The organism is Pedobacter sp. SYP-B3415 (assembly GCF_004138205.1).
Lineage (GTDB): Bacteria > Bacteroidota > Bacteroidia > Sphingobacteriales > Sphingobacteriaceae > Pedobacter.
Genome location: NZ_RXNQ01000031.1, coordinates 263990 through 282735, shown reverse-complemented (window position 1 = coordinate 282735; position 18746 = coordinate 263990). Strand labels below are relative to the sequence as shown.

The following is an 18746-nucleotide window of genomic DNA, read 5'->3' as shown; positions in this document are numbered from 1 at the left end:
TTTGAACTTCGTTCTTATGCTTCTTTATCGCCGGCCGTATCCAGAAGTCCGGCAACGAGACTTTTCCACTGCGGGTAAGAGAATCCAAGTTTTGCGCCGAAGCCAACAAATGCATTTCTGATATTATCAAGCATATTGCCGGTCTCCAGGTTAGCCTGCTCGTTACGGCCGTGTTCTTCTGCAGTTACCTCGTTTCCAATCCGTTTGACCTGGAACGTTGATGTGGCGGTATCTTTCAGGAAATGTGCTGTGTTTTCGCTATCACCAAGGGGATGTCCGGATGGCCGCACACGCAGGGTTGTAACCTCGGTGTTTTCATCCTTGTCTTCCCGTACCTCCTCAACAATAACCCAGTCATAACCTTCGCCGGTACGGGTGCCGGGACCAGGTATGTCGATCCGGATAAAGTCGCCATCAGCCGGCTGCCGCTCCGCCGGGCGGCCGGCATAGTCAAAAAGTTTGAAGGCTGACATCGGGAGTTTTGACATTTCGCCCCAGCGGTCTATATCGAGTAACCGGCGTCGTACCAGCTGGTAAAAAGCCTCTGCGGCCTCGGTATTCGGTAGCGTGATCCGTTCTACAGCATCCATCTGGGCGCCTTTCTTTTGCCCCGGAACGTGTTCAGACCCGGGACCGCTGTTCGCATTGTTGTCGCTTATTTTCATAGGTTCTCTCTTTATCGTTTTAACAGCATCTAAACAGCCCTGCACCAGGCCAGGCTGACTTTCTTTATAACCAGCGTGGCAACGGAATGTTTAGGGCCTGACCATGGGACATGGTCAAATAAACTTTTCCCCTTCATGCCGTGTTCTTTCAAAAACTAAACCTGCATACATGGGACTAAAAGAATATGTTGCCAAACGGTCTAAAGAAAAAACTGCTGAACCTTTTGGGGGCACGCCGGATGGACAGGAACTTCGTTTTGTTGTTCAAAAGCATGCAGCGTCGCACCTTCACTATGATTTCCGGCTGGAAATGCGCGGACTGCTGAAAAGTTGGGCGGTACCGAAAGGCCCATCAACAGATCCTGAGGTAAAAAGGCTGGCCATGATGGTAGAGGATCATCCATACGATTACCGCACATTTGAAGGAACCATTCCCAAAGGTGAGTATGGCGGGGGTACGGTCATGGTTTGGGATGAAGGTACTTACCAGCCCGCTGAAGATGCAGATACCGACCTTGAGCAAATGCAGAAAAACCTGCTGCATCAGCTGCATGCGGGCAAACTGAAATTTGTACTGAAGGGAAAAAAACTTAAAGGCGAATTTGCGCTTGTTAAGGCGAAAGGCAGGGGCGAAAATGCCTGGCTGCTGATGAAGATAAAAGACCGCTACGCTAACACCGCCGATATTACAGCAAAGGACAAGTCGGTGTTATCAGGCAAAACCATGGATCAGATTACCAGGGCAGCAGGTCAGCCTGGCGGGAGCGCGGACAGCCCGGCATCTGAGCCGGCAGACGATGTAAGCCAGGCATTGGAAGAAAAAACTGCCCAACTGCCTGCGGCGGAGAAAAAGCTGGTCGATGCTGTCGAAAAACAAAGTAAGTCTGCGCCGGCTGCAGGTAACAATCTTAAAAGCCTGTTAAAGGACAGTGTAAAACAAGCCTTCTATACAAAAGTCTCGCCAATGCTGGCCACCCTGGTAAACGCGGCGTTTGATGATGCAGGATGGTTATATGAAGTAAAATGGGACGGCTACCGCGCAGTCGCTTTTAAAAAGGGCAGGCAGCTTGAAGTGAAGAGTCGTAACGATAAATCGTTTAATGAAAAGTTTTATCCCGTTTACGAAGCCATGAAGGACTGGAATGAGGATGTGATTGTTGATGGCGAGATCGTTGTAGTGGGTGAAGATGGTAAGGCAAATTTCGGCGCGTTGCAGAATTGGAGAAGTGAAGCCGATGGCAGCCTGCTATATTACCTGTTTGATGTGTTATGGTACAAAGGACATGATTTGCGGTCGCTTCCTCTGGTCACCAGAAAGGCGATTCTCAATGAAATCGCTCCCGCCAACTCACTTATCCAGATCAGCCGTGATTTTGAGACTTCGGGAATAGAATTTCTTGAAGCGGCCAAAAAAATGGGTCTTGAAGGTATCATGGCAAAACGGCGCGACAGCGCATACCATATGGGCGACCGGACCAGAGACTGGCTGAAGATCAAAGCCAATAAGCGTCAGGAAGTTGTTATAGGTGGGTTCACGCGGAATGAGAACACAAAAAAGCCCTTCAGCTCGCTGCTTGTGGGTGTCTTTGAAGGCAAATCGTTTGTGTATACAGGTAAGATCGGTACCGGTTTTTCTGTTAAGACCCAGAAAGATATGCTTGAACAGTTTCTGCCTTTACAAACAGATAAACCGCCCTTTTCGGTGGAACCGGACGTAAATAAACCCAGCCGCTTTCGGCCGAATCCGCCAAGGGCGACCGTAACCTGGCTGAAACCGGAACTGATCTGCGAGGTGAGTTTTGCCGAAATGACCAGCGATGGGGTCATGAGGCACCCTTCGTTTGAAGGTATGCGGACGGATAAGCGGGCCCAGGATGTTGTACTTGAAACCGAAGCCGATACCAAAACAGTGATAAGCGAAGACCGCAATCTTGAGACCTATGTGAAGCCCGGGCCAAAGAAGAGCCGCAAGACGCTGCTGAACCCCAGCGAGGCTACTCAGGTAAAAAAAGTGAATGGGCACGAACTCAAATTCAGCAACATAAAAAAGGTGTTCTGGCCTGTTGAGAAATACACCAAAGGTGATCTGCTGAATTATTATTACCAGGCGGCGCCGTTTATCCTGCCTTATCTGAAAGACCGCCCTCAGTCTATGAACCGTTTTCCGAATGGTATAGATGGCAAAAGTTTTTATCAGAAAAACGTAAAAGGCAAGGTACCCTCGTGGATGTCTACCTATGCGTATCACAGCGATGCAGATAACGAGGATAAGGAATACCTGATTGCGAACGACGAGGCGACCCTTTTATTTATGATCAATCAGGGCTGTATTGAGTTGAATCCCTGGAGCAGCACGGTCAAAAAACCGGATCATCCTACATGGTGTATGATCGATTTTGACCCTGATAAAAACACATTCGACCAGGTTGTGGAAGCTGCGCGGGTTACGCATGACATTCTTGAAGATATGGGCGTACCATCTTATCCCAAGACGAGCGGTTCAACCGGGTTGCATATTTACATCCCGCTTGGCGGAAAGTATACCTATGAGCAATCGAAAGAGTTTGCGCGTGTCATTGCACGTCTGGTGCACCGTGAGCTTCCGGAATATACCAGCATCGAGCGGGCCATACGTGATCGTAACGGGAAAATGTATATTGACTTTTTGCAAAACCGCCCGCATGCCACCATTGCTGCCCCGTACGTGGTCAGGCCAAAACCAGGTGCAACTGTGTCTATGCCCCTGCATTGGGATGAAGTTAAAAAGGGACTGAAGATGAAAGATTTTACCATCAAGAATGCGATAGAACGGATGCGGAGTGAGGGGGACCTCTTCAAACCCGTGCTGGGCAAAGGAATAGACCTGCGCAAAGTGATCAGCAAACATCAGGCAGCAGCCGCTGCCGAAAATGAAGAATAATACCGGCTTTTCTTGTATACGCGAGTCGGCTACACAATTAAGATCAGAGCAGTGAAACATATATTATTTTTTGGCGACAGCCTGACGGCGGGCTACGGTCTGACCAATGCGGCACAACAGTCATTTCCGGCGCTGATTAAGGCAGAACTGGCGCGTAAGGGCTACGACTGGACTATAACAAATGCAGGGCTGAGCGGCGATACAACGGGTTCCGGTTTAGCGCGTCTGCCCCGGTATCTTGATAAACCGGTTGATGTTTTTGTACTTGGTTTAGGTGCAAATGACATGATAAGGGGTTATGCACCGCAGGATACAAAACGTAACCTGGGCGAAATCATAGCGCAGGTTCAAGACCGCAATGCGGCTGTAAAGACGCTTCTGCTGGGAATGGAACTGCCGCCCTGGGTGCCGGCCGGCCTGGCCGGCGGGTTCAGGGATATTTACCGGGGCGTATCAGATGAGAAAAAAACGGCACTTCTTCCTTTTTTGTTGCATGATGTTGTTGGCCACCGCGAACTGAACCTGCCAGACGGGATGCATCCAAACGCATCAGGCTATAAGGTAATCGCAGCTGCTGTCTGGAAAATGCTCGAACCTTTGCTGGTCTGAGACAAGCGTTCAGGCCCATCAGGAATACAATTTTTTGCTTTTTGGAAAACTTCATATGGCCGGCCCTGTTCAACAAATGGACAATTAATCGCCAGCAAAAAAAACAAAACCTATGAAAGCAGCCGTGTTCCATAAACCGGGTCATATCAGCTATGATACCGTCGAAGATCCCAGAATTGAAGACCCGAGAGATGTTATTTTGAAAGTGACCTCTACCGCTATATGCGGTTCAGATCTGCATATTCTAAGTGGTGCGGTTCCACAAAAGTCAGACATGATTATGGGACATGAGTTTATGGGCGTCGTTGTCGAAAAAGGAACAGCTGTGACTAATCTCAACATTGGCGACCGGGTTGTTGTTCCGTTTCCGATTGCCTGCGGCCAGTGTTTTTTCTGTCAGCATGGTGCCTCGCCTGCGTGCGAAAATTCCAATTATAAACATTACGGGCCGGATGGCGGGCTGATGGATGAAAAAGGCGCGGCCTTGTTCGGATATACAGACCTGTATGGCGGCTACTCAGGCGGTCAGGCGGAATATGTGCGTGTGCCGTACGGCGACATCAGTCCGCGGGTTATTCCTGAAACCATCAGCGATGAGCAGGCGCTTTTTCTGACCGATATTTTTCCTACCGGATGGTCGGCCATTGACTGGGCACAGTTAAAAGGCGGAGAAGTAGTTGCAATCTTCGGTTCGGGTCCGGTTGGCCTTATGGCTCAGAAAGCGGCCTGGATCAATGGCGCGAGCCGGGTTATTGCTATCGATCCGCTTGAATACCGTTTAAAAAAAGCACAGCAGGTTAACCAGGTTGATATTCTCAACCCCAACGAGGTCGATGTCGTCGAAGCAATTCGCGACATGACGGGTGGAAGAGGAGCTGATGTCTGTGTTGATGCGGTGGGCTTTGAACCGGACCGGACCTTTATGGACAAGGTAAAAGCGACTGTAAACTTCGAGAAAGGGAGCATGAAAGTGCTTGAAACCTGTTTCCGCGCGGTGCGCAGAATGGGTACTGTATCAATCATGGGCGTTTATGGCAGTCCGTACGATAATTTTCCTATGCATCGCATTTTTGATAAAGGAATCACCATCAGGCAGGGACAGGCGCCGGTTCTTAACTACATAGACCACCTCGTGTCGCTGGTTGTAGAGGGCCGGGTTACGCTTGATGACATTATTACACATACCATGCCTTTGAGCGATGTTGCCAAAGGTTACGAATTATTTGATCAGAAACAGGACGACTGTGTGAAGGTTGTCCTTAAACCTTAAAGTCATGAAACAAACAGAGTATGCACTGGTCACCGGTGCCACATCAGGCATTGGCTATGAGCTTGCCAAATTACTTGCCAAAGATGGTCACAATCTGATCCTGGCTGCCCGTACGCAAGCCGATCTGGATCAGGTGAAAGGCGAATTTGAATCTTATGGCGTGAACGTTCAAACTTTCGCGGTTGATCTTTCCGTAAAAGACAATGCCCTGGGTTTTTGCCGGGAGGTACAGGACACGGGCCTTCGCGTGACAACGCTGGTGAATGATGCCGGAGCAGGCCTGTATGGTCAGTTTAAAGATACGGATCTGGAGCGCGAGTTGTCCATAATTGAACTCAATATTTCTTCCCTGGTTATTCTGACCAAACATTTCCTGAACGATATGCTTGCAAACAACGGCGGTAAAATCCTCAATCTTGCCTCGATAGCCAGTAAGTTGCCTGGACCATGGCAATCCGTTTATCATGGCACCAAGGCTTTTGTGCTTTCATTCAGCGAAGCGATCAGGGAAGAGCTGAAAGACACCTCAGTAACGGTGACGGCACTATTGCCCGGACCTACCGACACCAGGTTCTTCGAAAGCGCCGATATGCTTGACAGCAAAATGCTTGATGATGAAGACGCCCTGTATGATCCCGCGCAGGTTGCGAAAGACGGTTATGAAGCCATGCTGGCAGGGAAAGACAAAGTCATCTCCGGGTTCAAGAACAAAGTGCAGGTTGGTATGTCGCACATGATGCCGGACAGCATGGTGGCGCATAACATGAATGAACAGCAAAAGCCTTCAGAAAAGAGCAGCGATAAATAGTGGTTTTACCAGAATGATAACCTAAAACAGAACACAGAAATGATAGATGATCACGCAAGCCCGGCACCCCGTGATGGTGAACGGGTAAGTGCCTGGCAGCCGGAAGGCATAAAAACAGCGTCCGCATCGCCCGGCGCTGGTGATTTTTTTGATGTAATTATTGCAGGAGCCGGCCTGTCGGGAATGACGACCGCTTTGCTGCTGCAACAGCAGGGAAAAAAGTGTCTGGTACTGGAAGCTTCGAGTCCGGGCTTCGGAACCACCGGCGGCACAACAGCGCACCTTAATAACTTTTTTGACGCCACCTATCCGGAAGTCGAATCAGATTTTGGCGAGGAATCTGCCGCGCTGCTAGCCCGCTCCGGCAATGATGCCATCGGTATGATCAAAACCCTGGCGGAAAAATACGCGATTAACTGCGACTTCGAACCTAAAGATGCCTATCTTTTTTCGCAGGATGAGCAGGAGAACAAGGAGCTTGATGAAATGCGCGAGGCATCGCAGCGGGCGGGGGTAGAAGTAAGTGAATCGGCAGAAAACGGAACCAGTATACCCTTTGAGAAAGCGATTCGCTTTGGCGGGCAGGCACAGTTTCACCCCATCAAATACCTAAAAGGACTGGTCGAAGCCTTCAGTACCCTTGGCGGGACTATGCTGACCGGGAAACTTGTGACCGCAACCGAAACGACAGACAATGAGGTAACCGTGAGCTGTGGTGATGAAAAGTTCCGTGGCAGCCATTTTGTGTATGCAACACATATTCCACCCGGCATTAATCAGTTCAGTTTTAAATGTGCCCCGTACCGCAGTTATGTGATCGGGATTACTTTAAAAGATGATAACTATCCGGCTTCGCTGATTTATGATATGAAAGAGCCTTATCACTATCTGCGTACGCATGAGATTGATGGACAGAAATACTTGATCATAGGGGGAGAGGATCACAAGACCGGACACGGGGATCCGGAAGAATCTTTCAAAGCCTTAACGGCGTTTGCAGAAGCGCATTTCCAGGTTGGAAAAGTGGCGTTCAGCTGGTCGTCGCAATATTACTCTTCTGTTGACGGGCTTCCCTACATTGGGCAGATGGCCGGCGATCATGGCCGGATTTTTACCGGTACAGGTTTCAATGGAAACGGGATGATCTTTGGCACGCTGACAGGAATGATCGTAAGCGACCTTATCCTTGGAAGAGAAAATCCTTACGCTAAACTTTTTGATCCTTCGCGGATAAAACCGATTGCCAGTTTTACGGAATTCGTTAAAGAGCAGGCAGACGTAGCTTATCACTTTGTTGCCGACCGGATTGCAACCGAAAAGCTGCCCGATCTTTCAGACCTGGCGCCGAATGATGGTCGCGTTGTCGATTATGAGGGGAAAAAACTTGCCATTTATAAAGATGATCAGGGCAATGTAACGGCCCTAAGCCCGACATGCACCCATGCCGGCTGTATCGTCAGCTTCAATAAATTTGAGCAAACCTGGGATTGTCCCTGTCACGGCGGACGGTTTGATATCGACGGCCGGGTAATTACTGGTCCGCCGCAAAAGGCGCTCAAACAAATCAATATTGACGCCTGATCCATCCCGGACGCATTGACCCTTACCCAGGTCCAAAAAAAAGTCCCGGCATTTTGCCGGGACTTTTTTTATATAAGGAATATCTTATTTCATTGATTCCTGGATCTTTTTGATCATATTCAGGTGCGCCTGGACAGTTGTGCTGGTTTTGCCGGCAAAAGCTTTCAATTCAGGATCTTTACCATCATTGGCTTCTTTCTTCATCAGATCGAGGGTCATTTCATGACCTTCAACCATGGCGTCTACATATTTCTTATCGAAATCGGTACCTGTAGCCTTGGTCAGATCTGCTTGTTTCTCTTTGTGTTTTTCATCCAGGGCGGCAGGCAGGGTAATATTTTTGGCCATAGCCAGTTTCTCAAGTTCAGCATTTGCTTTACCATGGTCATTCACCATCATGTTTGCAAATTCCTTGATCTTTGGATTGGTTGTTTTTTCGAGGGCAAGTTTTCCGAACTCAACTTCAGCCATTCCGCTTGTAGCGGCAGCTGTGGCAAATTTTGCATCATCTTCAGGTGCGGCAATACCTCCGGTTTCAGTCGGAGCTGCTGTTGTGTCTTTTGCTTCGTTCAGGCTGTCAGAGGTTTCTTTGGCGTCTTTGCCCTCAGAGTTACAGGCAACAAAAGCCATACTCGCAGTGGCGATCATGCCGATGTACATTAATTTTTTCATGATTCTATTTGTTTTTTAAGCGAACAGAAACAATCGTAATAATGTTTTAGCTTTTTACACTGAGAAGGTTGGTTTACCGTTGAGCAAAAAAAACCGGGACAACTGTCTTGCCCCGGAAATCTTTAATTTATGCTTAAGGTTGGCCGCCGCCTCCGGCGGCACCGTAGATCTGGCCATTTGCATAACTGGCATCGTTCGCGGCGAGCTGCACATAAATGGACGCAAGTTCGGCGGGCTGGCCCGGTCTTGCTAAAGGCGTATCGCCGCCAAACTGTTTGAGCTTTTCGGGTGTAGCACCGCCGCTTACCTGCAGCGGTGTCCATATCGGACCTGGCGCCACGCCGTTTACCCTGATGCCTTTTGGACCGAGTTGTTTTGCCAGAGAACGAACAAAAGCCGTATTGGCGGCCTTGGTTTGCGCGTAATCGAACAGGTCGGCCGAGGGGTCTGTCGCCTGCACCGATGTAGTGGCAATGATGGCCGCTCCCGGTTTAAGATGCGGAAGCGCGGCTTTCGTGATCCAGAACGGTGCGTAAATGTTTGTTTTCATGGTCCAGTCAAACTGCTCTGCCGGGATATCAAGAATAGAGGGGTGGGTTTGCTGTCTGGCAGCATTGTTTACCAGAATGTCCAGGCCGCCCAGTTCTCTTACAGCCTGGTCGACTAGTTTCTTGCAAAATTCCTCTGTGCGGATATCTCCGGGAATGGCCACTGCCTTACGCCCGGCTGCGCGGATCAGGGCAACGACTTCCCGGGCATCAGGCTCTTCGGCAGGAAGATAATTAATGGCTACATCTGCACCCTCACGGGCATAAGCAATCGCGGCGGCCCGGCCCATACCAGAATCGCCCCCGGTAATCAAGGCTTTTCGTCCGTTAAGTCTGCCGGAGCCTTTGTAAGTTTTTTCGCCGTGGTCCGGTACCGGATCCATTTTGCTTGCCAGTCCGGGCCAGGGTTGTTTCTGATCCTTAAACGGCGGTGCCGGATACTTCGTTTTCGGATCGATGAGGCCTTCTGCTGCTGCCGGGGAAGCCAGTTGATCGGCTGCGATAGCCGGTGATACGGTGAGTGCTGCAATGCCGGCCCCCAGGCCGCCAATCGCTTCTCTTCTGCTAATCTTGTTCATTTTCATGGTAGAGTGTTTCAACTACATAAAAAGATAACGGGATAAGCAGACGAGGGTTTTTAGAAATGACCGGATTACGTAATTTACACAACAGCGTTGTATTAGAGATAGGGGTAATTCGCGTCTATGAGTCCCTCTGTCTTCAGCTCAGACCAGAAATCTTCAGGTATGGGGGCTGTGCCGATAAGGGCATTTTCTGCCGTGCGGCTGGCCGAACTGCTGTTCAAAGCGACTGAGGTGATACCCGGCACAGTAAACGCAAACTGCACTGCCGCCGCAGCCGGATCGATGCCGAACCGGTCACAGAGCCCGTAAAAATGGTCCCGCCAGGTATAAAGTGCAGGATGCGTTTCCCTGCTTACTTGGTTGTAGTTGAAATAGTCGCTGCCAGTTAGGAAGCCGCCATGAAATACTGCAGAATTGATGATCTGTATGCCTTTTTTGTTCATCTCGCTGATAAAAGCAAGCAGGTCGGCCGGATGCTGATAAACGGTAAGTGAATTGGCCAGCATCACCCAGTCGAGCGCTACATCTTCAGAAAGTTCCCTGATGGTTCGCCAGTCTTTGGCCCCGATGCCCACAGAAGTGATTTCACCGCGTTGTTTCAGCTCGTGGAGCGCACGATACGCCTCGAGAATGTTCCTGTACCGTTGTTCACGCTCCGCTGCGCCCGAGGCGGAGGTGAGATACTCGTCGGGATCATGAACAGACAGGAGCTGCGGTTTGTAAATTCCCAGGAAGTCATTGCCCTGTTGATAGCAGGCCATTATGCCGTCATAACTGATGTGCTGTTCAGCATCAGCATGAAGACCGAACCATACGCCTTTTTCAAAGGTTGGTTCAGGCGTTTTTAATGGCACGCTCAGCCAGCCCAGCTTATTGCTGATCAGCACCTGGCGCGGATCTGCGCCCAATTCATGGAGGTACCTGCCGAGCGACTGCAGCGAGAGTCCGGCTCCGTATTTACCTGCAGTATCAAAAAGAACCTGGTTTCCGGAGCGGAGGCAGGCCTCAACAATACCTTTTTTTTCCTGCTCCGGAACTTCCCGGTACAAATTGCCGAGGCTGCTTGTTCCAAAAATAATGCGGGGAAAGTCTGATACCATGGGCCGGGTCATGTGCTGAATCTAAAATGGTCGCTGACAAGATAAGACATTTTATGTGTATGGCGAATCGAACGCAATTTTTGGGAACACCTCTTGGATCAGGGAGAAAATAGTGAAGTGTTAAGTTGTAAGTTTTAGGTTCTAAGTCTGGGCGCAGGACCCCTCGATGAGACTTCAAGAACAAGGAAAAAGGATGAAAGACCGCGGCGCAGAGCCCCTCACTTGGCCAAGATGAGACCCAAAGAACCAAGGAAAAATGATGAAAGACCAACGCACACCCCCCGATACCGCTAACCGGCCTAGGGGCTATGCGCCCTGTCTCCAGACTCAAATTTCCCATCTCGCATCTCGGAAAAATGCGCCATGTCTTAATACGATCTACGAATATCTAACTACTATTAAGATCTCCCCAAAACCATTGGCGTTATTCCAGGTTGTCATTCCCCCACGGGTCATTTAGAGCGTAGCGAAGAATCTGACTCGGAATCTTATAGATTTTTCCGCTGCTCAGCTCTGTCTGGATGATGAAGAGAAGCACGACCCATCAATGATGACAGGACCTGGGCTTACAAACCTCGTTTCCCATTCATCTTTTTCTCCCTGTCACAAAATTGTTGTCTGCTGCATTTCAATTCGGTCCGGAAAAGCCGTGATTATTCAAACGGGTATCCTAAATTTACACCGCTGCCGGATGCTTCAACCATAAAAATATTACAAACGCAATGAAAATAAGATTAACAAGCCTTTTTGTAGATAACCAGGATAAGGCCGCCCAGTTTTATACAGAAAAGCTCGGGTTCAACGTAAAGATGAATATGGAAATGGGTGAGTTTAAGTTCATCACCCTGGTGTCTGGAGAGGAGCCCGATGGCCCGGAGCTGCTGCTCGAACCAAACAGCAGTGAAGAGGCATCAACTTATCAGCGCGGCATCTACGCAAAAGGCATTCCTGCAATGGCCCTGATGGCCGATGATGTGTTTGCAGAATATGAACGGCTTAACGCCCTCGGCGTGAAGTTTAAATCTGAACCGAACAATAACGGTTTTGTCATCGAGGTTGTATTAGACGACACCTGCGGAAACTGGATCCAATTATATCAGCCACTTGCACAATAGTTTTTCAGAAAGTGGGTAATCTTTAGTGGTTTCCCTCTTCATATTGCTCATAAGTCTGCTGTATCTTCTTTAGCATCAGAAATATGATGTAATCTATCTCGCGGTCAAGTCTTTTCGCACGCAGTGCTGCTTGCAGGTCTGCGGATGGAACCCTGATGTAATGCCATGTGTTCAGTTCTCTAACCGAGATTGTAAAAATCATGCGGTTATGCTGCTCATCATTTGTAATGATGAGTACAGGAAAGTATGCCCCCAACCTATCCTGTAAATACTGTCCCAAATCAGTCGACACCATTGTCGAAAATATGAAAATATTCGGCTACATTCAACTATCATTCTGACAATCAGTGTTATAACATAATTTTTTCTCGCTTTTAGATGCGCTCAAACGTTTGCGTTATTTTGAACTTGTGTTGGGCGATCAATAAATTTTCAATTCCATCGATCGTTTAATATCGGTCGCGCCTCGAGTACCGGTTAGCTGGCTTGCCGCTGTAGCGAAAATGCCGGTCAATGCCTATGAGCGGGTTCGGTCGCTCGTTGTTCCGGCCAGTACCTTTTCACTTCTGGCAATGATCTGCCTGACTACCTGGTCCAGTTCCAGGGCCGACTTATGCAAATGCTGCAGGAGCTCTTCGTTATCGGGCAGGGATTGTTCAGCTGCCATGAGTTCAGTAAGCGACATGATTTTTGTAAGCGGCGACCGGATCACATGTGCCTGCATAAAGGCGATCTCACGGAGGTGTTCGTTCTGGTGATTGATGGCAGCCAAATGGGTGACCCGTTCGGTCATGTCTGCGGAGATAACAAGAACAGCAGGCCTCCCGTTGAAAAAGATTTCCCGGCTGCTTAATTCTACATAAATAACGCTCCCATCTTTTTTTCTGAATCTGGACGCCCCCTTCATCAGAGCTGCCGGAAGGGCAGAAGCTGCATCAAGCCGGTCAGGCTCATGACCTTGTGCAGTCAACTCCTGCAGGTTCATTGAAAGAAGCTCTGTTTCTGAATAACCATAACTTTTTACGGCAGCACTGTTAACCTGGAGCAGCTTGTTTGAGTGTTTTTCTACGATCATTTTTGGCAAAGGACTAGAGAAAAACAGCGTCTTGTAATGTTCTTCAGATTCTGCAAGCTTTTCGTTCAGACGTTCACTGCCTGACAGCTCTTTTTGTAATTCCTGATACAAATTTGATCGCTGCCACATGGTTTGCTCAAAACCAACGTGTGTTCTGTGAATCAGCACAACTACAACAAGATTTAGAAACAATAGATTAAACGAAGCAATGATCAGCTCCTCATAAGGTACCGATTGCAGTCGCGGCAGGTTCAGCACATCAAAATAACTGTTCGCAGCAAGCAACAGTCCTGCAAAAAATCCGGCACCTATGGCAATCTTTGCGTATCTGACCGGAAACTGGAAGCCGATAAAAATATTCAGACCGAACAGGTAGGCAAAACCAACCGTTACATTTCCGAAGGCCATGATTTGTATCAGCGAAAAAATACCGACCATGACTGCCGTCAGCGTTTTCCTTGCCGTGAGCGATATCCGTCTGGCAACGACGAGACTTACAAAAAGAAATATGGCCGCTACATCAAATATGACCACGTCTATATGATGCATAAGGTATTCAAGGATCACGCTCGGAATAAGCGCCAGCAGACTGATCGGAATGGCGTAAAGAACAATGGTGGAAAAAAGGCCGTTCTGCCAGTCGGCAAGTTTCGGGCTTTTGGCTGAAGGCGACGAAGCCAGCGCGGCTGAAACAAAATCTTTATAACGGAGCCAAAGCCGTCCAAATGGATGAGTTTTTTTAACCAATATCATTTCTCAAAGGTTAGCACGCAGGTAACGTGCAGATAATAGGGGTGCGGGTTTTTCGAGCCCGGACGAATATAATGCAAACAATCGGTTTGCTGACTTGTTGGCCATGTTTAGCAGAGAATTTTTCCTCAGGAAACACATGATCAAAACATTTCTCTTGAAAATCTGCTTGTATAAATTCGAACCATTACATTGATTTATGATTGAGCCTTTCAAAATACAACTGGCCGTAACAGCCAGCTCCACAGTCGAAGCCGATGTGGTGCCCACGGGGCAGGATAGTTTTGAGCTGCGTGTTCAGGACAAACTGGTAGCAAAACTGCATCGCGACACTGATGGCTGGAAATACCTCAAGGAAGGTAAGGAACCCGTAGAAGATTGTGCCCTTGTTGTAAAACAGGTTGAACAACACCTGGTACATCATACCGGTGACTAAACTTAGCCGCTGCTTTTTAAGAACATCTTAATTGCGGTATCGTACCGCAAAAACGATGATCAGCGCATTGACAATAAAACCGAAACCATTTGTAACGATCAGGGGGTAATCATTTCTGAGTACTCCATATAACACCCAGCCGGCCAGACCGGTAACCAGGATTGACAGCATCCAGAAAGAAATATCTTCTGATTTCCTTATCCGGATCAATTTAATGAGCTGGGGTAGTGCAGATATTCCCGTACAGATGCCTGCGGCGATACCGATATAGAGTGCGTGTTCTTCCATGACTTATCGCATGCAACGTAAGCCGGGCCGCATTGTTTAAGCCATCTATGCTATTAATTTAAAAGCGGTAAGAAATGATATCAGGAATTGCGGTGGGTACGTCAGCTGCACTGTCGGCAAGCAACAAGCTTCCGTTCTTGTTTCTTGTCCAGCCGAGTTCGTAACAGTAATACGTAACAAGGCCCTCTGAATCAACCCGGATTCCGGTAAAGTAATCGGGCGCGAAGCCCTGATCTTTAAGATCGGCTTCTGCAACCTCAAGGGGACGCCGCAATATCATCCGCCTTTCAAGCGCCTGCTTCAGAATGGCGTAATTAAGCCTGATCCTGCTCAAAATGGCCGACAGGCTGCCCGATTTTTGTGGTTTCTCCTCAACAGATCCATGGAGATAGATATTCCGGCAATCAGCCGAGCAAAACGGCGTATGGATGTTATGATAGTTTTCAGCGCCGCAATAAAAGCAGGGCTGCTCAGGGATTTGGTTTGTATGCATTTCGGTAGTGTGTAGAAATTAAACGTCGGAATTTGCACGTTATTTTCTCCTTTTGTGCGCCTGATGTTAACTATTTACAACCCGGGCATCTCGTAATGCTTGGTAATGCTTGTTTGCAATAAAGGCCGGGCGGATGTACCCAAATCTTGTTTACGAAAAACCAAACAATTTTCTAATCGGATCGCTTAATAAAACATGGAATCAGATAAAAGAATTTTGATCGTAGATGATGATAAATCAATTCTGGACTCACTTTCCCTGCTTTTCGGATTGGTTGGCTACCGGGTTGATGTGCTGGAGAGGGGGTTGGATCTGCCTGTCAAACTCGCGGCTGCGCCGGATGTTATCTTGATAGATATCGCCTTACAGGATACAGACGGACGATTTTTATGTAAGTTCTTAAAAGACAGTCCTCAGTTCAGGCATATCCCTGTCATTATGATGTCCGCCGCATATGATCGTGGCAGTCTTGACAGATATGGTTGTAATGCTGAAGATTTCATAGCCAAACCTTACACCGTCGAACACCTGGTCAAAACGGTACAACGGTATGTGAGTGCCTGAAACTTATGTTTAATGACAATCAACAAGTTTTGCGGAAATACCATTATGTACTTCCGCCAGTGGAATTGGTTGGAAACGCTGCGGACAGTCTGTGCCTCAACTAGTGTGCTTCCAGCGCAGCTGATAAGGAGGAGAGGCTGTAGGCGTCGAGGCGACCCCATCGCTGAATCCAGATGCCATACGGATCTTTGTATAAAACGGCGAGTTTACGGTCGTCGAGAAAACAACTGTAAGCTGTTTCACTTGCCGATCGGTCTACAGAGACAATCAATTCTTCGGGAAGGTGGTCAATTTTAGCTTCTACTACAAAGCCTGCGGGGGTGTTGGTTGCATGCATCATCTTATCTTTTTCGGTTACCTGAATAACAACGCAGTTTCAGTATTGTTTGCGGTGGCTGGAAAAAAAAGCCATTTTTAATTTCAAACCGGCTAACCCTAATGGTTAATTTACGGGATTTATCTTCAAAAAGCCGATCAGGTCTTTCGTTTGAAATGCATTGGGCGGGGCATCTTGCAGGGCAGAGGTGAGAAGCGGTCCGGTAAAGAAAATCTTGGCATCCGGCGCGCTCTCGCAAAGATCTGCCACAAATGCGCGTAAGTCAGGTATGGCAAGTGCAGTGCTCAGGCCGGTTACTATCACGTCCGGCTTGCAAAGCCCGACGGCCCGATCTACCGATGCCTGCGGTACGGCTGCACCGAGATAATAGGTATGGTATCCGTGTAGCTTGAAAACATAGTTATAGAACAGTAGTCCTAATTCATGAGATTCCTCGCCCGGCAGAAACAGGAGAATCTTTTCTCGCCGGGTTTCACATCCCTGAAGCTTTGCTGTTTCAGATATCAGTTTTGACCTGATCAGATTTGAAAAAAAATGCTCCTGAGCGGGATCAACCGTGCCTGATTGCCAAAGCTGACCGATCTTTTCAAAAAACGGAAAGATAACAGATATGATGACCTGCTCAAATCCGGATTGCAAGCATAAAGCATCAAAGGTGCTGTGAAAACGCATTTCATCCATCTCCAGCATGGCAAATAGCAATTCCCGGTCGTGGCCTCCAAGCTGATCACTAACAGAGAGCAGCTCGGCACTCAGTTGCTCCCGTTCAGCGGTCGTCATTGACGATAGTCTCGAAATTTTGTATCCTGAGCGGTTTAATAAACTTATATTGATCAGATTTTTCAAATCCGCACTCGAATATCGTCTCAGATTTGTGGCGGTGCGGCCGGGAGTGAAAATTCCATACCGCTGTTCCCAGGTACGAATGGTGTGCGCCCGCACACCGCTCAGTCGCTCAAGGTCCTTAATAGTGTAATGGTCAGAGGTCATTTCCTTTTCAATCGAATATGCATAACAATCTCAGAGCTATTTTGCTTAAGGTTTTTGAAAAATGTTAAACAAAATGTTCGCTTTCATGTTTCTGGTTTAACTATATTGTGGTGGTATATCTCAGATGAAAGCATTATTTGACCGGGTCAGTTCAGGCTGCAGCACGTTAACGACCAAAGCATACAGTACTTCCTTTTCGCTCGGCATCAGGCTTTTGTCTGCAGGAATCCGGCAGCCCATTTACGGTATTTATGGTTTTGTGCGTCTTGCTGACGAGATCGTGGATTCCTTTCATGGTTATGACCAGGCGCATCTTCTTGCCGATTTCCGTCTGCAAACATACCGTGCGATAGACGATGGCATTTCGCTGAACCCCATCTTAAATAGTTTTCAGCAGGTCGTGAACCGCTATAACATCCCGGTTGAACTTATTGAGACATTTCTCGAAAGCATGGAGATGGACCTGGATGGAAGAGCTTATACGAAAGAACTATATGACAGGTATATTCTGGGTTCTGCCGAAGTCGTAGGACTCATGTGCCTGCGTGTGTTTACCGGGGGAGACGATGCGGTCTACGAAAGGCTCAAACTACCCGCTATGCGATTGGGCGCTGCATTCCAGAAGGTAAATTTTCTTCGGGACGCCGGTGCCGACTTTCATACGCTGGGGCGCACTTATTTCCCCGGAGTGAACCTCGAAGGTTTTTCCGCGATCGAGAAAGCACAGATCGAGGAAGATATTGCCTCAGACTTTGATGCTGCGCTCGTCGGGATTGAACAATTGCCACGCAGTGCCAGAATGGGTGTATACCTGGCCTATTTGTATTACAAGGTGTTGTTTGAAAAGATCAAACGCCTGTCGCCACAACATGTATTAACATCACGCGTCCGCCTGGCTAATGCCCACAAGATGCTGATTATGTGCCATGCCCTTATTCGCCGCCGCCCGGCTGCTTCTGTAAAATTAAATTATGCCGCAAACAACAAATGAGGTAGAGAATGTGATTCTGGTCGATGAAAATGATCAGGAGATCGGTGTGATGGAAAAGCTGCAAGCCCACAGAGAGGGCAGGTTACATCGTGCTTTCTCTGTTTTTATATTTAACGGGAACGGAAAGATGCTTTTGCAGAAGCGGGCTGATAACAAGTATCACTCGCCGGGGCTGTGGTCGAATGCCTGCTGCAGTCATCCCCGTCCGGGTGAAGACATCCTTGCCGCCGCAAACCGCAGGCTTCAGGAAGAAATGGGATTCTCCTGCCGCTTAAACCCGGCATTCAAGTTCTCATACCGCATTGCGCTTGACCAGGGTATGATTGAAAATGAATTTGATCATGTTTTTACGGGACGTTTTAATGATGATCCCGAGATCAACTTGGACGAGGTCTCTGACTGGAAGTGGATGGATACGGGTCTCCTGTATGAAGACCTGAAAAAAAATCCGGCGCATTATACATATTGGTTTAAAGCTGCCTTCCCGGTCTGGCTGCGTTTGATGTAGCTCTGGCAATTTTAGGCCGCAACCCAATCTTCAGCCGGAGGCCGGGCGGACTGTATATGAACCGATGCTCCCTGTTCTTTATCGAAATTGCTGCAACCTTTTTATTTCTGATGCGTTAGTTGCTTTACAGGATGTCCTGATTATAAAAACGATAACTATGAAAACGAAACACATTATCATGGCCTGTCTGCTGGTATGCGGGCTTGCGGCATGCAGCCAGGATGGGAAGCAACAAAGCAGCAGTCCGACGCTGACCGGTACAACCGGCGATTCATCAGCTGCGCCAACCGATACCACCAATACATCGACCAGCATGAAAGACACTGCAAGTGTGGTTGGAGATACCAGTGCCACACAATAGGTGCCATCCGCTGTCAATTTTTCAGCGCCCGACTGAAAATATTTCAGAATTGGGGCCTTCTTAGCCGCTGGCATGCGGGTT

At 48.3% G+C, this 18746-nt stretch carries 21 protein-coding genes; 11 read left to right on the top strand and 10 right to left on the bottom strand.

Annotated features, from left to right (window positions below):
- Positions 1-14: 14 nt before the first annotated feature.
- The gene (locus tag EJV45_RS11620; protein WP_129715842.1) at positions 15-665 is read right to left on the bottom strand and encodes a hypothetical protein; all 651 of its coding nucleotides are present in this window, start codon (positions 663-665) and stop codon (positions 15-17) included.
- A gap of 169 nt (positions 666-834) precedes the next feature.
- On the opposite strand from EJV45_RS11620, the gene ligD reads away from it, so the two are divergent.
- The 5 genes from ligD to EJV45_RS11595 all read left to right on the top strand — a co-directional run bounded on the left by ligD (position 835) and on the right by EJV45_RS11595 (position 7853).
- Complete coding sequence (gene ligD, locus EJV45_RS11615; protein ID WP_129715841.1) at positions 835-3585, top strand: DNA ligase D; 2751 nt, start codon at positions 835-837, stop codon at positions 3583-3585.
- Between the two features lie 51 nt (positions 3586-3636).
- Positions 3637-4194, top strand: a complete 558-nt coding sequence (locus EJV45_RS11610) for an arylesterase (RefSeq protein ID WP_129715840.1) — start codon at positions 3637-3639, stop codon at positions 4192-4194.
- 112 nt (positions 4195-4306) lie between these two features.
- Entirely contained in the window at positions 4307-5464 is a 1158-nt protein-coding gene (locus EJV45_RS11605) for a zinc-dependent alcohol dehydrogenase (protein ID WP_129715839.1), read from the top strand.
- Between the two features lie 4 nt (positions 5465-5468).
- On the top strand, positions 5469-6272 hold the full coding sequence (locus EJV45_RS11600; protein ID WP_129715838.1) for an SDR family oxidoreductase: 804 nt from the start codon (positions 5469-5471) through the stop codon (positions 6270-6272).
- Between the two features lie 39 nt (positions 6273-6311).
- The gene (locus EJV45_RS11595; RefSeq protein ID WP_129715837.1) at positions 6312-7853 is read left to right on the top strand and encodes an FAD-dependent oxidoreductase; all 1542 of its coding nucleotides are present in this window, start codon (positions 6312-6314) and stop codon (positions 7851-7853) included.
- Between the two features lie 84 nt (positions 7854-7937).
- Here EJV45_RS11595 and EJV45_RS11590 read toward each other — a convergent pair whose 3' ends face one another.
- From EJV45_RS11590 to EJV45_RS11580, 3 genes are all read right to left on the bottom strand, one after another.
- On the bottom strand, positions 7938-8525 hold the full coding sequence (locus EJV45_RS11590; RefSeq protein ID WP_129715836.1) for a DUF4142 domain-containing protein: 588 nt from the start codon (positions 8523-8525) through the stop codon (positions 7938-7940).
- A gap of 133 nt (positions 8526-8658) precedes the next feature.
- A complete protein-coding gene (locus EJV45_RS11585; RefSeq protein ID WP_370291339.1) occupies positions 8659-9651 on the bottom strand; it encodes an SDR family oxidoreductase in 993 nt (330 codons plus the stop codon).
- A gap of 101 nt (positions 9652-9752) precedes the next feature.
- Positions 9753-10769, bottom strand: a complete 1017-nt coding sequence (locus tag EJV45_RS11580) for an aldo/keto reductase (RefSeq protein WP_240755266.1) — start codon at positions 10767-10769, stop codon at positions 9753-9755.
- A gap of 710 nt (positions 10770-11479) precedes the next feature.
- Here EJV45_RS11580 and EJV45_RS11575 point away from each other — a divergent pair.
- Positions 11480-11872, top strand: a complete 393-nt coding sequence (locus EJV45_RS11575; RefSeq protein ID WP_129715834.1) for a VOC family protein — start codon at positions 11480-11482, stop codon at positions 11870-11872.
- A gap of 22 nt (positions 11873-11894) precedes the next feature.
- On the opposite strand, the gene EJV45_RS11570 is transcribed toward EJV45_RS11575, so the two are convergent.
- Positions 11895-12074, bottom strand: coding sequence for a hypothetical protein (locus tag EJV45_RS11570; RefSeq protein ID WP_129715833.1), 180 nt, complete (start codon positions 12072-12074; stop codon positions 11895-11897).
- 315 nt (positions 12075-12389) lie between these two features.
- Positions 12390-13700, bottom strand: coding sequence for a PAS domain S-box protein (locus EJV45_RS11565; RefSeq protein WP_129715832.1), 1311 nt, complete (start codon positions 13698-13700; stop codon positions 12390-12392).
- A gap of 196 nt (positions 13701-13896) precedes the next feature.
- Here EJV45_RS11565 and EJV45_RS11560 point away from each other — a divergent pair, with 196 nt between their 5' ends.
- Entirely contained in the window at positions 13897-14133 is a 237-nt protein-coding gene (locus tag EJV45_RS11560; RefSeq protein ID WP_129715831.1) for a hypothetical protein, read from the top strand.
- Between the two features lie 27 nt (positions 14134-14160).
- On the opposite strand, the gene EJV45_RS11555 is transcribed toward EJV45_RS11560, so the two are convergent.
- Positions 14161-14421, bottom strand: a complete 261-nt coding sequence (locus tag EJV45_RS11555; protein WP_129715830.1) for a SemiSWEET transporter — start codon at positions 14419-14421, stop codon at positions 14161-14163.
- 58 nt (positions 14422-14479) lie between these two features.
- A complete protein-coding gene (locus EJV45_RS11550) occupies positions 14480-14914 on the bottom strand; it encodes a hypothetical protein (RefSeq protein ID WP_129715829.1) in 435 nt (144 codons plus the stop codon).
- A gap of 195 nt (positions 14915-15109) precedes the next feature.
- On the opposite strand from EJV45_RS11550, the gene EJV45_RS11545 reads away from it, so the two are divergent.
- A complete protein-coding gene (locus EJV45_RS11545) occupies positions 15110-15478 on the top strand; it encodes a response regulator (protein ID WP_129715828.1) in 369 nt (122 codons plus the stop codon).
- Between the two features lie 100 nt (positions 15479-15578).
- Here the strand turns inward: EJV45_RS11545 and EJV45_RS11540 are convergent, their stop codons facing one another.
- Both EJV45_RS11540 and EJV45_RS11535 read right to left on the bottom strand, forming a co-directional pair.
- Positions 15579-15818 (bottom strand): hypothetical protein, encoded by a 240-nt coding sequence (locus EJV45_RS11540; protein WP_129715827.1) that lies wholly within the window; start codon positions 15816-15818, stop codon positions 15579-15581.
- 102 nt (positions 15819-15920) lie between these two features.
- Positions 15921-16805, bottom strand: coding sequence for a MerR family transcriptional regulator (locus EJV45_RS11535; RefSeq protein ID WP_129715826.1), 885 nt, complete (start codon positions 16803-16805; stop codon positions 15921-15923).
- Positions 16806-16929: 124 nt separating this feature from the next.
- Between EJV45_RS11535 and EJV45_RS11530 the strand changes: the two genes are divergently transcribed.
- From EJV45_RS11530 to EJV45_RS11520, 3 genes are all read left to right on the top strand, one after another.
- Positions 16930-17796: a phytoene/squalene synthase family protein gene (locus tag EJV45_RS11530; RefSeq protein ID WP_129715825.1), complete on the top strand. Its 867-nt coding sequence runs from the start codon at positions 16930-16932 to the stop codon at positions 17794-17796.
- Entirely contained in the window at positions 17777-18304 is a 528-nt protein-coding gene (gene idi, locus EJV45_RS11525; RefSeq protein WP_129715824.1) for an isopentenyl-diphosphate Delta-isomerase, read from the top strand. The genes EJV45_RS11530 and idi overlap by 20 nt, the downstream gene beginning before the upstream one ends.
- Positions 18305-18461: 157 nt before the next feature.
- A complete protein-coding gene (locus EJV45_RS11520) occupies positions 18462-18665 on the top strand; it encodes a hypothetical protein (protein WP_129715823.1) in 204 nt (67 codons plus the stop codon).
- Positions 18666-18746 lie beyond the last annotated feature (81 nt).